This window comes from Aestuariivirga sp. (assembly GCF_044239095.1).
Taxonomy (GTDB): domain Bacteria; phylum Pseudomonadota; class Alphaproteobacteria; order Rhizobiales; family Aestuariivirgaceae; genus Aestuariivirga.
In genome coordinates this window covers 20,690-35,210 of the sequence record NZ_JBIICB010000011.1, presented here as the reverse complement: position 1 = coordinate 35,210, position 14,521 = coordinate 20,690, and the positions used below count along the sequence as shown (strand labels likewise).

The 14,521-nt window shown below is 58.9% G+C and carries 10 protein-coding genes; 7 read left to right on the top strand and 3 right to left on the bottom strand.

The window, feature by feature from the left end; all coding sequences use genetic code 11:
* From ACILRA_RS02140 to ACILRA_RS02130, 3 genes are all read right to left on the bottom strand, one after another.
* On the bottom strand, nucleotides 1–1,132 hold a 1,132-nt coding region (locus ACILRA_RS02140; RefSeq protein ID WP_395660446.1), incomplete at its 3' end, for a secretin N-terminal domain-containing protein.
* Between the two features lie 1,102 nt (nucleotides 1,133–2,234).
* On the bottom strand, nucleotides 2,235–4,514 hold the full coding sequence (locus ACILRA_RS02135) for a sulfatase (RefSeq protein WP_395660443.1): 2,280 nt from the start codon (nucleotides 4,512–4,514) through the stop codon (nucleotides 2,235–2,237).
* Nucleotides 4,515–4,590: 76 nt separating this feature from the next.
* Nucleotides 4,591–6,756: a sulfatase-like hydrolase/transferase gene (locus tag ACILRA_RS02130; protein WP_395660442.1), complete on the bottom strand. Its 2,166-nt coding sequence runs from the start codon at nucleotides 6,754–6,756 to the stop codon at nucleotides 4,591–4,593.
* 1,209 nt (nucleotides 6,757–7,965) lie between these two features.
* Between ACILRA_RS02130 and ACILRA_RS02125 the strand changes: the two genes are divergently transcribed.
* The 7 genes from ACILRA_RS02125 (at nucleotide 7,966) to urtE (ending at nucleotide 14,514) form a co-directional block, all read left to right on the top strand.
* A complete protein-coding gene (locus ACILRA_RS02125) occupies nucleotides 7,966–9,126 on the top strand; it encodes a transporter substrate-binding domain-containing protein (RefSeq protein ID WP_395660441.1) in 1,161 nt (386 codons plus the stop codon).
* Nucleotides 9,123–9,788, top strand: a complete 666-nt coding sequence (locus ACILRA_RS02120) for an ANTAR domain-containing response regulator (protein WP_395660440.1) — start codon at nucleotides 9,123–9,125, stop codon at nucleotides 9,786–9,788. Before ACILRA_RS02125 ends, ACILRA_RS02120 begins: the two co-directional genes overlap by 4 nt.
* Before the next feature lie 4 nt (nucleotides 9,789–9,792).
* Nucleotides 9,793–11,031: an urea ABC transporter substrate-binding protein gene (locus ACILRA_RS02115; RefSeq protein ID WP_395660439.1), complete on the top strand. Its 1,239-nt coding sequence runs from the start codon at nucleotides 9,793–9,795 to the stop codon at nucleotides 11,029–11,031.
* Nucleotides 11,032–11,165: 134 nt separating this feature from the next.
* A complete protein-coding gene (locus ACILRA_RS02110) occupies nucleotides 11,166–12,038 on the top strand; it encodes a branched-chain amino acid ABC transporter permease (RefSeq protein ID WP_395660438.1) in 873 nt (290 codons plus the stop codon).
* A 2-nt stretch (nucleotides 12,039–12,040) separates the two neighbouring features.
* Nucleotides 12,041–13,090, top strand: a complete 1,050-nt coding sequence (locus ACILRA_RS02105; protein WP_395660437.1) for an ABC transporter permease — start codon at nucleotides 12,041–12,043, stop codon at nucleotides 13,088–13,090.
* 4 nt (nucleotides 13,091–13,094) lie between these two features.
* The gene (locus ACILRA_RS02100) at nucleotides 13,095–13,811 is read left to right on the top strand and encodes an ABC transporter ATP-binding protein (protein ID WP_395660436.1); all 717 of its coding nucleotides are present in this window, start codon (nucleotides 13,095–13,097) and stop codon (nucleotides 13,809–13,811) included.
* Nucleotides 13,801–14,514, top strand: coding sequence for an urea ABC transporter ATP-binding subunit UrtE (urtE, locus tag ACILRA_RS02095; protein WP_395660445.1), 714 nt, complete (start codon nucleotides 13,801–13,803; stop codon nucleotides 14,512–14,514). Before ACILRA_RS02100 ends, urtE begins: the two co-directional genes overlap by 11 nt.
* Nucleotides 14,515–14,521: the final 7 nt, after the last annotated feature.

Sequence of the window (14,521 nt, the reverse complement as noted above, 5' to 3'; positions counted from 1 at the left end):
GAGCGGGATCCTGATTCTGCGCTGTCGACTCTGCATCCATCGAAACCTGCACGCTATCCCGATCGGGTGCAACTTCAGCGGTGGCACCAGCTGACGCTCCCTCTCCGAAAGTTGCCTGCAAGATCTTGGCAAGCTCAATGGCATTGCCATTCTGCGCCGCATAGACATAGTAATTTGAATCGGTGATGCTTTCCTGATCCAGCCGCTTGATCCAGACAACGGCGCGGCGCACTTTCGCCTTGCTATTTGCGATGACAATCAGGCCGTTGATGCGCGGTACAGGAACGACTTTCAGTGCATTGGGTCCAGAAGCGGCGGTATCCTCCGCAAAGACCGCTTCAAGCTTGCTCGCCACGTCGTCGGCTCGCCCGTTCTCTAGCACGGCGACGCTTGCCGTCTGCGTTTGCATCCAGTCGACATCGAAAGACAGCACCACGTCAACGAGCGCCTTGCGCTCCTCCTGGGGGCCTCTGATCAGGATCATGTTCCCCACCTTCGAAGCGCGCACCGATCCGGAGCGGGCAATGAAACTGTCCACAAGCTCCATGATTGCCGCCGGACTAACATAACGCAGCGGGACAGCGCTCACGCCATAGCCAGGCGAAAGATTTCTGTTGAAGTCCGCCGTGCCCATCTCACCCTCAAGGACTTCCTGAACGGCGACGATCTTGAAGTTCCCATCCCTCTGTATGAGTGCCGCACCTGACAAACGAAGCGAAGCCTCGAAGGTGCTCAGCAATTCATTCGTTGTGAGTGGGCGATTGCTGACCATCGTCACGCTGCCCTGCACGCGTGGATCCAGAACGTAGTTATAGCCGATGGTCTCTCCAAGGATAAGCTTCGCCGCTTCAGCAATGCTGGCCTGGTCGACATTGACGGTGAACTTTCCATCTTGCTCGGCGCCGACGCCTGGCGGCGGCTCTTCGCCATCCTCAAGCAGGCGGTCGCTGACGCCCGGGAAAAACTGATATCGCGTTTGCCCCGCCTTTGTTCCGAGCGCGGATCCGTCGCCACGGTTCGCGATCTTGCGCGGCGTTTTCGCCGTCATGTCTACCTGGTCAACGCTTTCAAGCTGGGCGGATGGCGGATTGTTGCAGGATGCAAGCAGAACGCTGGCGGCACACAGCAGCACGTATAACAAGAAACATCTGCGCGGAGCGAGAAAGCTATCCGCCCAGTGGCTCACAGTCTGCTGGCAAGTTGAAGACAATTCATCCTCCTCTCGCCACTTGCCCGCCAAACGCTGGCAAACCAAGGGTGTCGTCCCCAATGACGGCTGATCGTGACCCAGTTGAGCCCATCACGACGAAGTAAACAGATCGTACCGCGATATCTGACAATGCGGCCAGCCTCCCCCGTGGGCTGCCGCGCCGGGCACTTGCGTTATGCCAAACAGAAAAGCGGGCTGAAACGTGACCCTTACGAAGAGCGTCAAAAATCACAATCAAAAGCATACTCTACGCTCCACACCGCTATTCCAAACAGCTGCGGCTACGGCCAGAGAGAACCCAGCGTAGCCAAAGGCATTCCGAACCCAGCGCCATTGACGATCGTCTTCCGGAAACTGGGCTTCACGATCGCTTTATTCGGCTAACGTCCTCAGTCCCAATCACTCTGTTCCGCACTGGCCTGCCAGAATGCCCATGGGGCGACACTCTCCGGAGACTGCAGCGCAGATGACAAACTGCTCCCACGAGAGTTAATTTTCTGCACTTCAAATTTGCTTCAAAACAGACGCGCCATGTGTCGCTGTGTGATGATAGTTAATTTAGTGAGAATTCTATTTCACAGTAGACGATGATAGTCTTCGGTTCGTCGCAGCTTCTTTATGGCAGGATCCAGACGTCGCCACTCAAGATACATAGAAGAGAAGCGGATCAAGCGAGTAGCCGCCTACTCTTCAGGCGGCATGCGCACTGGACTCAGTTGAAATAAGTCTTTCCCTATGTGTCTTATCTGTGAATGTGAGTTCCGGCTGCCGTAGACAACCTAAGGTCTGTGGCAGCCGGGTCTTCCTTAATGATCCCGAGACCAAACATATCTATGCCTCACCACTTCCCGCCGCAAAGCGGTGGCACAGTCGCAGGTCATGTCTCGTAAATCATCTCCGTGAACACAGTTCCTACCTGCCCCTCGCTCTCATTGGTCTGTGAGAGGCAAAACGCTCTTTACTTCCAATGGTAGTAATTCTCGCTACTTTCAACAGCGAGTTGGCAAGTAGAACAGAACATGTGCTAGCGATACTGCCCCTGCCCAAGATCGCAATTCGGGTTCGCAGTCAGATCGAAAAGCGCTTGCGCATCATCATCGTCAGTGTAGCCGTCGCCGTCCAGGTCCCACCACGTCGATGCGCCGTTGGTGATTGTGATCCAGTCAGCCTGGTTCTGCACGTCGGCTTGGTTCACCAGAGCATCAAGATTTGCGTCCCCAGGGCATGCTTTCTGCGAATTGAGTGTATCGTTCAGCGCCTGGTCGAGCGCGTCATAGTTTTCTCGGGCAGGGCTTGAGAGAGCGGTGCTGCCTGCTCCGGCTTCGGTGCCCGGTGGCAGAAGGTTATTGGCGCTGTCGCCGGTGGGCCGATCAAGTCTCGGGTTGCGAGGCTTCTCGTCGATCCGGTAAAACTCGTCAGTCGTCTCAACGGCACAGTTCGCGCCATCCGCGGTGAGTGTTGAATCACCCTCCAGATCGATGTTGGTAACGGTCTGGCGAATAAGCTTATAGCTCTGGTTGCGCATTCCATAGGAATTGTTAGGCAGGAGCGCAACTAACGGCTGACTGACTGAGTTGAGGTACTGATTTACTTGGCAGCACGTCGTCAGACCGCTTCCGCTTTTGTAGGGTTCAGGAATATCAACATCGGTTCCCTCTCCATACCAAGTGCCACCATACCCGTCCTCACAAAGATCCTTCGTCGGAAAGAGAGTTGTGCATGTGTTGATGGAGTTGACCACACAGGCTCCGTCGACATGACTGGTAGACCGGGTGTTCGAGCCATACTGCGTGAAGTTCGTCGTCCGGATCGGCGAGGCGTCTTGCCGGGGATTGACGAGATAGGGAAGCAAGGGCTTTGAATCGAGCCCATGAGTGGCTGGCACAGCCTTTCTGACATCGACACCCGCCACGTCGCCGAAAAGCTGGAAGAGATCGACGATGTTGACCATCGAACGCACCGTCCGGTTGGGCGATTTCACCATTGGCCCTGCCACGATCAGGGGCACCCATACGCCTGTCTGATAGACAGTTCCCTTGGAATGAGCTGCATCGAAGGGCAGCCGTACGTTATTGGCGAAGCTGCCGTTGTCCGCAACCACCACCACGACGGTGTTTGCCGTTTTGCTGTTGTAGACAAGAGATCCATTCCACCCCTTCCGCGCAATTCCGGTCTCGATCAGAATGCGCTTCAGTTCCCGGTCAACACCCTCAATCATTTGCGTCATCAGAGCGCGGGATTCGGTTGCGCTATCTGCGCAATCGTTCCCAAGTGTCGTTGACTTATTGTAAGCAAGCCCCGGTGCAGCCGGCTGGTACGGTGTGTGAGCAGCAGAGAAGGCCACCGTGACCATCCACGGCTTGTTCTTGGGCTGCTTCTTGATCCAGTCGATCGCAAAGTCAGCCTCAAGCGTGGTCCGGTATCCACGGCTGGCCGGATCAGCTGGGCTCTTCTTCACAGCAGGCTGCCCTTGGCCTGGATTTTCCACCAGTTCGCTGACGTAGTAGCCGTTCTGCTGGTTGAAATTCAGGTTGCCAGGCGGTGTTTCGCAGGACACGCTAGGCTGTAGGATGCCGCCAGACGCGAGACAAGACAGCCCAGGCGCAACAGCCCCGGTTCCAATACTCATGTTGACGCATGAATTGTCCGCCTTGTAGCAAGCGCCACTATCTGCGCCGTTGACGGGATCAGCACGCTTGGTTGGCACATAGCCGCACTTATAGGTCCCCGCCGCTGCGATGCCGCCAGCAGTTGTATCGATGTCGCTCGGGCCACCGTCATACCAGCCCTTGAAGTAATCCCAGCCGAGCTGGGTAACCGCGGTGCCCTGATAAGGATCAGTTGACGGAACCTGGGGGTATGTCGGCGCATTGGTGAAATGCGACTTTCCGAACAACGCGCTTGTGTATCCCGCTTTCCGGAGGATGTTTGGCGTGGTCGTTTCGTACGGTGACAGTTGTGAGGCGGCCAGGTCAGGCGGCAGAATCGCAGCCATAACGTTATGGCGCAGCGGGTAGCGCCCCGTGAAGAAGCTGACACGGCTCGGTGAGCATTCGGGCGAAGCCATGGTATTGGCGAACCGCACGCCTCTCTGGGCGATTTCATCAAGAGTAGGTGTCTTTGGCGGGGCCAACGGTCCGAAACCCACACCGCCGTATCCGAACAGCTCCAACTGGTCTATGCCAACGTCATCCATGACAACGAACAAGATGTTTGGTTTCGCGGCGGACATGGCCGGCAGCACATCTAAACCAATCAGACCGGCGATGACCGAGGCAAGCATTCCAACCATCCGTCTCAGCATGAGTATCGTTCCTGCATTTGGAATTTGAATTTCAGTCTCGACCACAGTTTTCGTGGCAAGTTACTTTTTGGGCCGCTCACTTGCAGATGCGCCCAAGGTTTTGAAAGATGATCTGGCGATCAGTGAGATTGGTGTAACCATCCTGATTGGCGTCATACCAACTGGAACCGCTTGTCATCCAGCGCAACCGCTCAAAATTCAGAAGGTCCGCGGCATTCACCACGCCATCATCATTTCCGTCCCCGGGGCAATCGGGTTCAGATGCGAGGACCTCATTCATATAGGCGGAGAGCTCATTATACTTGGTCTGCTGTAATTCAGAATACTCTTCTTGGATAAGCAGCTCCTCCCGGTCTAGCAGGGGAATAGGTACATTCTGATTGACGACATACAGTTCATCAACACTTGTGTCGACACAAGCATCTCCAATGTAGTCCTTCTTCAGGTTCCGAACGAGCTTGAAGCCGCTAACATCACGGACGCCAATCGAAGTGAGCGGTTGCACTTTGACGGGCGATCCACCAATCGAATTGACCCACTGCTGCACCTCGCAGCAGTGGGTGAAAGCAACAAGAGGGATTGGATAGGGATCACCGTTGGCGCCAGGATAAGTCCCTGTGGCGCCCTCGCCGAACCATATTCCGCCGTTATCCTCGCAGACGCTCTTTGTCACCGGGATATGGGAACAAGAGCTTGTGAACTGGCAGGGACCATTAATACTGCCATTCGCCTGACTGTTAGGGCCAATCAGTGTAAAGTCACGCTTGCGGATGCTCGGTGTGTTGACATTCTTGAAATAAGGAAGCATCGGCTCCGAGTCCACCTTGCGTGGATTGCTTTTACGCACATCTGCCCCACCCAGTGTCGCCACGAGCTCATAAAGATCCGCGATATTGACCATGGCAGTCACCTCACCACCAGGCGTTTTCACGATGGGCCCCGCGACCAGCATTGGCGTCCACACGCCAGTCTGATACGCTGTCCCCTTTGAGCGCGTGCCATCGAAGGGCAAACGAACCTGCGTGCCGAGTGAGCCGTTGTCATTCACATAGATGATTATCGTGTTGGCAGATGCAGCCGACAGTAAGAGCTTTCCCTGTCTTTTTCTGGCCAGTCCGGTTCTTAGCAACAAGCGCTCAAGTTCCGAATCCATTCCCTGGATCATCTGATTGGCGAGCACGATACCATCCAGCAGAGAGGCAGGGTCCAAGCCATTGCTGTCCGCCGCGCCAACTGGCAGCGTTGATATTGGTGGAGCTTGCATCGGCGTATGGACGGACGCTAGCGCCACTGTGGCGAACCATCGCTTACCGCGCGCCTGCTGCGTTCTGATCCATGAGATGGCCGCATCCGTCTGTTGAACGTTACGGAAAGTACGCGCCCGTGTGTCCGTAGGTGGGACCTCATAGACTTGGCCACCGTCATTTATGACCAGCGGCGATACGTAGTGTGCGCTCAATGTTGAGAAATCCAGTCCGGCGGCACCCCTTGGGCTGCACACCGCATGCGGAACGAAGATACCGCCAGAATCGCGGCACGCGCGACCAGCGGGATTCTTGGCGAGTGGCGCTGACGACAGTCTCTTGCAGTGGCCTGAAGCAGCATAGCACGCCCCCCAGTCAGCCCCTCCATTGCGGCTGCCAGGCACATAGCCTTGAACATAAGTCCCAACTGGCCCAACACCGCCTGCCGTGGTGTCAATCGTCTCCGGGTCTCCCGAGTCATCGAGCCAGCCGTTAAAGTAATCCCAGCCCAGAGCATGCGCCATCCCAAGTCCATAGGGGTTATTGCCCTGAAGGCCGATGTGGAATTTGCCGAACAGCGCTGTCGCGTAACCAACCTTCGACATGAGCTTGGGCAGCGTGTTCTCGTAAGGCGAGATCATCGAATTGGCGAGATCAGAGGGACCAAGGGCTGCCTGCATGTTTGTCCGGAACGGGTAGCGCCCTGTATAGAGCACACCGCGCGCGGTTGAGCAGGCTGGCATTGTCCATGCGTTCGTGAACGATAGACCGGACTCAGCGATTGACTGCAGGGTCGGAGTTTCAGGCGCAGAAAGCCCGCCATAACCGAAGGTCCTTATCTGATCTATGCCGATGTCGTCAGTCACGACCAGAAGCACATTGGGCTTCGTCGTTGATGCCCACGCAGCTGACATCTGCGCTCCTGAGGTGAACAGTCCGACACCGAAGGTAAATGCTGCCAGTGCGACTGTGAGCAGTGTCGAGCGAAGCGTCTTCATCGAATTCTCTCCAACTCAAATCCACTCCAGCTTTGCACTGATCCCCCAGGGAGTTGGGGAAGTGATCGCAGTTTGTTAAACCTAAACTGGTCAGAGCTGCATATCAATCAATCTAGTCGACACCCTATGGTTACATAAAACAACAAAAATTGATTTGCGCTCGTTCTTCTGAAGACAGAACGGCGAGAATCTTTGCTGACTCAGCACTTCGATCAGGCGAGTACAGTGCGAGTCGCACCCGCCAGAAAGCAGCTTCGCAAAGTCGCGGCGCCATGCATGGAGAGGTGGCTCGCGTGTGAGCGTTGGCGGGCAGCTGTGAGCGCCATGGATGATCGAGGGAGCAAAGTGCAGGCTTTATGAATCTCAAATTGGCAAGCCGTCACCCGTGGAAGGGAAAAATGGCCATCGCACAGGTCACCATCCAGTCTGGCCGCTTTACGTCATTTCCCTGGCCGAAACCTGCCCAGCACAAACTGAACAAATCAGGAACTCTTGCTGATCTGTGTTTGGTTGTCCTTGAGCCCGGCATCTTCACCTTTGCGGCTTCAAGGACATTACGAAGAGAAAGACATAGCGTGAGATGCTCTTGAAAGGTGGAAGCGATTTTCAAGAAATGTACGATTTCAATTACTTGACACCACTTGGTGGCGGAGGGACAGGGGCTTAAATGCAATCCTCTTCACCCGCAAATCAGTGAAAAGATTACTGCTGGATTTGGATGAAGTTCGAAACCCCTCGGCGGACAGTGGGGTATTGTCCGCAAAAATGAAAACCACTTTTGCCAAAAAATCATGCTCAGGCTCAAGATCGACCTCCCCCTTCAAGCCAGTCCCTGCGGCACCTCCTAAATGACGGCGCCCTTGGCCGGAGCCAACGCATCCAGCACGGCGTCATGGCACACCTCAGTGCGGACGGACCGGCGGTTACCGCCCAGAGCCTTGGTCCGCGGTTCGCCTTCTTGCCGTTTCCCGTGCCGCCAGCCGCTGAGCCTCGGGGCGCCCAGACAGGACCGCGTACAGTTTTAGATCAGCGATTGCCTGTGTTTGCGGCAGTGTCAGTGTTTTCTTGACAATCCGGAGCTTTCCGAATTCTATTGGGGACGAGCGAGGGCAATGGCGCCCGCTTTATCGCGATCCTCACATTCGGAATACTTGGCAACGGCGCCTTCGGTGAAGACCGGCGGGCCTATGTTCGTGTTTGGGAGAATCCATGACTGCGAAGAGCTATCGCATTGGCGTGTTGTTGTCCGACAGCGGTCCTTATGGCACCGTATCCCGGTCGATGCGCAATGGGGCGATGCTTGCCTTCGAAGAGATCCGTCAGTCGGGCGCACTGGATATCAGCCTTGAACCGGTTCTAGCCGATCCCGCCGGCGAACCGGCCCGCTATCCTGAACTGAGCGCTACCCTTCTCGGCCACGGCATCCGTCACGTCGTTGGCTGCTATACATCCTCGAGCCGGAAGGATGTGATCCCGCATTTCGAGAAGCATGACGCGCTGCTCTGGTACCCTTCGCACTACGAGGGCTTTGAGAGTTCGAACAACGTCATTTACAGCGGCGCCGCGCCAAACCAGCACATCATTCCACTGATCCAGTATCTGCTGAACAACGTCGGCAAGCGTGCCTATTGCGTGGGCTCAAACTACATCTGGGCATGGGAGAACAACCGGATTCTCCGGGAGGGCCTCACGGCCTCCGGAGGTACGGTCCTGGGCGAGCGTTACCTGGCAGTTGGCGAAAAGGATCACGAAAAGGTGATCAGAGCCATCCTCGAGGCGCGGCCCGATTTCGTTTTCAACACGCTCATCGGAACCAGCGCCTATACGTTCTTCCGTGATCTGCGGGCAGCCTGCAAGGATGCCGGCCTCGATCAATCCAGCGCCATCCCGATCGCCAGTTGCAGCCTGTCCGAACCCGAGCTCCTGGAGATCGGCCCGGACGCAATGGATGGGCACCTCAGCTCAAGCGTCTATTTCTCGCGGATCGCGAGCCGGGCCAACCAGCAATTCGTGGCGGCTTACCGGAAGATGTTTCCGGGTGGCCCAAGCGTCTCGGCAGATGCCGAGGCAGCCTACATCGCCGTCCGGCTGCTCGCCGCCGCCATTGCCAAGGCGGGCACGGACGATGTGAATGCCGTCCGCCAAGCCGTGGCGCTGCAGCGCATCGAAGCGCCGCAGGGCTCCGTTCACATCGACGGCCAGACCAACCACGCATATCTCACCCCGCGGATCGGCCGCTCCAACGCCGAGGGCGAGTTCGATGTCGTCTATGCCGCCAGCCAGCCGGTGCGCCCGGATCCCTATCTCGTGCAGACCACACCTCGCTATGCAGCCGTTCCGCAGATTTCAAAACTGAGACTCGTGCAATGACCGAGTCCCGCATCATTCAAAACTTTCTCGGCTATCGCGCCCATGTCGTGAGCGAAGCGCCGGGCGACATGTCCCAACTCGATGGAAGCCTCGCGAAGCTTGGTCTTTGCATCAACTATCCGGCCGTCAATGGCGGCATCGTCCACCTCGGGGAGGATGCGCTTGCCAGCGAGCAATCCGTGCTGTTCATCGACGCAGACCTCAATCTCGCGGTCGAGGGACTTGGGCAGGAGCGCCTGCCCCGCATTCCGGTGATCGGGCTGATCGGCGTCGAGGCGCCAAGCCGCCTCAAGGCCATCATGCGGCTGGGCGCAACGGCCACGCTGCGCAAGCCTATCTATGGCGGTTCCGTCTATTCCGCGCTGTTCGTCGGCATCAATGCCTTCCGGCAGCGCCGCACAATGGCCCTCGACATCGAGGAGCACGAGCGCCGACGGTCCGGCCGCCGCTACCTGATGAAAGCAATCGTCGCCGTCATGAAGGCGGCCGACTGCGACGAGGACGCAGCCTATGACAGGCTGCGCCGTGAAAGCATGCGCCAGCGCCTCAGCGTCGAGGATTACTGCGAACAATTCATGCGCGCGCTCCCTGGCGCGCATGAGCAGGTGGTGCAGGAGCAGGGAACGACCAATCCTGAGAAAACCAAACACGGAGGAAAGTGAAGACATGGCTAGAATGTTTCAGAACCTAATCCGCGCAGCGGCCTTTGCGGGCGCAGCGGCGGCAGCATCGGCGGCCTTGGCGGCCGACCCGATCAAGATCGGCGTGCTCGAGGACCAGTCCGGCGACTTCGCCGCCGCGACCATCGGCAAGGTGCACGCGATCGAACTGGCGGCCGAGGAGATCAACAAGGCCGGCGGCATTGCCGGCCGCCCGATCGAACTCGTGGTCTATGACACGCAGTCCGACAACAACCGCTATCAGGAGTTCATGCGCCGCGTGCTCCAGAAGGACAAGGTTGACGTCGTCTTCGCTGGCTTCTCGTCCGCCTCGCGCGAGGCCTACCGCCCGATCGTCAACCAGTTCGACGGTCTGGCCTTCTACAACAACCAGTATGAAGGCGGCGTTTGCGACGCCAACATGATCGTGACGGGTGCGGTGCCGGAGCAGCAGTTCTCCACCCTCATCCCCTGGATGATGGAGAAGTACGGCAAGAACGTCTACACGATCGCCGCGGACTACAACTTCGGCCAGATCTCGGCTGAGTGGGTGCGCAACATCGTGAAGGAGAATGGCGGCACCATGGTGGGTGAAGAGTTCATCCCGCTCGGCGTCTCGCAGTTCTCGCAGACCATCCAGAACATCCAGACGGCGAAGCCCTCCTTCGTGGTGACGCTGCTGGTGGGTGCCGCTCAGGCCTCCTATTATGAGCAGGCAGCTTCCGCCAACGTGGGCCTGCCGATGGCCTCCTCGGTGAACGTCGGCCAGGGCTATGAGCACAAGCGCTTCAAGCCGCCGAGCCTCGCCAACATGTATGTGACGACGAACTACATCGAGGAAGTCGACACCCCCGAGGGCAAGGCGTTCCTGGCCAAGTTCAAGGCCAAGTATCCGGATGAGCCCTATGTGAACCAGGAAGCGGCGAACTCCTATATCGCCATAAACCTGTACAAGCAGCTGGTCGAGCGCGCCAATGGCTCCACCAACCGTGCCGACCTGCTCAAGGTTCTGGGCCAGGGCGATGTCTGCTTCGACGGTCCCTCGGGCAAGGTTTGCCTTGATCCGAAGAGCCAGCACATGTCGCACACGATCTTCCTCGCCCGCGTAACCGAGGAACACAAGATCGAGTTCCCGAAGGTGTGGACGGACATCAAGCCCTATTGGCTGGGTGATGCCGGCTGCGACCTGACCAAGAACGACCCGAGCGAGCAGTATACGCCCTCGAATCCCCCGCCGAAGCCCTGATCGGCGTTTGACATCGGGAGGGGCGGCATGTGCCGCCCCTCCTATCCGGTACGGCTGGCCTTCGGGCAGGCCCCAAGCTCAATAATCAAGGCCCCGCTACAAGGGGCAAGGCCGCGCAGCGGGGGAAACGGCGGATGGAATTGCTGAGTTTCGTGTTCGCATCGCTTTACCAGTTCGGGGATGCCTTCGCATTCCTCGTGCTGGCGGCCTGCGGGCTGGCGGTGATCTTCGGCATGATGGGGGTGATCAACCTCGCCCATGGCGAATTCATCATGTGCGGCGCCTATGTCACGGTCTTCGCTGTGCGCGCGGGCGTTCCGCTTCCGCTGGCCATTCTTTGCGGCAGCCTGTTTGCCGGCGTCGTCGGCATCATTCTCGAACGGCTGGTGGTGCAGAAGCTCTACACGCGCCCGCTCGATTCGATCCTTGCCACCTGGGGCGTCAGCCTCATCGCCTCACAAGGCACGCTCATTCTCTTCGGGCCCACCATGCAGGGTGTGGGAACGCCGCTCGGCAGTTTCAGCGTCGGCGGGCTGTCCTATTCCTATTACCGGCTGGTGCTGATCGCCGCCGCCGTCCTCGTGCTGGTGCTGCTCTATCTCGTGTTCAACAAGACGCGCTTTGGCGTGCTCGCCCGCGCCACCATACAGGTGCCACAAATGGCGAATGCGCTCGGGGTCGACACGCGCAAGGTCTATGCCCTCACCTTCGGCATTGGCGCAGCACTCGCTGGCCTCACCGGCGGGCTCTACGCGCCGACCATGACGCTCGTTCCCACCATGGGCTCCACCTTCATCATGGAGGCCTTCGTCACCGTCGTCGTCGGCGGGGCGGATGTCTTCCTCGGCACCGCACCCGCGGCGGCACTGCTTGCCGTCATCAAGGCGGGGCTCACCTCCTGGCAAGGCCAGCTCTTCGGGCAGATCGGCCTGCTCATCGCCGTCATCATCGTCATCCGGCTGCTGCCCAAGGGCATCACCGGCTTCATCCTGAAGGACAGGACCTGAGAATGGCACTCGCGCGTATCTTCAAACACCTCGAGGGCCCGCAGACGATGGGCCGCGGCAAGCTGTTCTGGGCTGGCTTCATCGTCGTCCTGCTGGCGGCTGTCGTCTATCCGCTGACCAGCGACGGCTACACCGTCGGCAACAGTGTCTACTTCCTGAACTGGACCTTCATGGCCTTGGGCCTCAGCCTCATCTGGGGCTACGGCGGCTCGCTCTCCTTCGGGCAGACGGCCTTCTTCGGCGTGGCGGGCTACAGCTACGGCATCCTCACCATCAATTTCGGCGCGGCCTATGGCCTTGGCATCGCCGCGGTGATTGTCGCCGTGCTGATCGCCGCGGTCTTCGCGGCGGTGCTGGGCTACTTCCTGTTCTTCGGCCGCATCAGCGGCGTGTTCCTTGGGATCGTCACGCTCTCGGTGACGCTGGCGCTGGAGCGCTTCATGGCGCAGACGGCGGGTCCGGAATGGGCGGTAGGCTCAGCCCGCCTCAACGGCTTCAACGGCATGAGTGGCATGCCCGGCCTCACCATCCCGTGGTTCGGCGGCGACATCGAGCTTTATCCGGACGTGACGCTCTATTATGTGGTGCTGGGGCTCGTCATCCTCGTCTATCTGGGCCTTCGCATATTGGTGAACTCACGCTTCGGCAACGTGCTCGTGGCGCTGCGCGAGAACCCTGAACGCGCAGAAATGCTGGGCTACGACATCCGCAAGTACCAACTCGCCGCCTTCATTATCGGCTCCTCGCTGGCGGGCCTGAGCGGCGTTCTCTACACCAGCTGGGGCCAGTACATCACGCCCTCCACCATGGGCATTACGGCGGCAGCACTGCCCATCATCTGGGTGGCGGTCGGCGGCCGGGCGGATCTGACGGCGACACTCATCGGCACATTGCTCGTGCTCTCGGTGTTCCAGGCACTCACCATTTACGGCAGCCAATATGCGCTGATCGTCATGGGGCTCCTGTTAGTCGTCACCGTGCTGGTGGCGCCGCGCGGCCTCATCGGCACGCTGGGCGGCTGGCTAGGCTCCCTCCTCCGGAACGGGGACTAGGCCCATGTCACTTCTTGAAACGCGAAACCTCAACAAGCATTTCGGCGGCCTGCACGTCACGGCAGACGTCAACTTCACGGTGAAACCCGGCGAGATCCACTGCCTTATCGGCCCCAATGGCGCGGGCAAGAGCACCTTCTTCCGCCTTGTGCTGGGCGAGCACCGCCCCTCGAGCGGGCAGATCTTCTTCGCCGATCAGGACATCACCGCGCTCAAACCCTTCGAGCGCATCCGCCGCGGCATGAGCGTCAAGTTCCAGGTGCCCGGTATCTTCGCGGCACTCAGCGTGCGCCAGAACCTGGAGATCGCGCTGCAGCACCATGTCTCGCCCGCCGTGCTGGACCGCGAGGTGGATGGGGTGCTGAACTTCCTCAAGCTGGAGCCAGTGGCGAGCCAGCAGGCGGGTTTCCTGAGCCACGGCCTCAAGCAATGGCTGGAGATCGGCATGGCCATCAGCCTCAAGCCCAGGCTTCTGCTGCTGGACGAGCCAACGGCGGGCATGTCGCCGGAGGAGACTTACGCCACGGGCGAGATCGTCAAGCAGCTCAATGCCGAAGGCATGTCGGTGCTTGCCGTGGAGCATGACATGAACTTCGTGCGCCAGGTGGCCCACCGGGTCACAGTCCTGCATTTCGGCCGCGTCTTCGCGGAAGGCACGATCGACCAGATCGTCGCCGACGAGCGCGTCGCCGCCATCTATCTCGGTGAGCATCATGGCTGACACCATTCTGGACGTTAAGGACCTGCGCGCCGGCTACGGCGGAAAACCCGTGCTGCAGGGCGTGAACCTCAGCGTGCGCGAGGGCGAGATCGTTGCCGTCATCGGCCGCAATGGGGTGGGCAAGTCGACGCTGATGAAGACGCTCATTGGACTCATCGGCACCATGTCGGGCGAGATCAGCTTTGGTGGCCGCTCCATCGGCCAGCTCGAGGCTTACCGCCGCGCCAAGCTCGGCATCGGCTATGTGCCGCAGGGCCGCGACGTCTTCCCGCGCATGACGGTGAGGGAAAACCTGCAGGTGGGCGAGGCCATGTGCGGCCGTGCCGAGCCTTCTGCCTATGACAAGGTTTACGAGCTCTTCCCCATCCTGAAGGAGCGCGCCGCGCAGAGTGCCGGCACCATGTCCGGCGGCCAGCAGCAGCAGCTTGCCATCGGCCGTGTGCTGATTGGCGGACCAAAGATGATCCTGCTCGATGAACCGTCAGAGGGGATCCAGCCCTCGATCGTGCAGGAAATCGGCCGCATCATCGTGGACTTCAACCGCAGGACGGGTATTACCATCGTCTTCGTCGAGCAGAATCTGGATCTGATCCGCGCCATCGCGCAGCGCTGCTACGTGATGGACAAGGGCCGCATCGTGGCGGAACTCAATCTGCATGAACTGGACAACCGGCAAACAATCCGGAAATATCTCGCCGTGTAATGGCTTC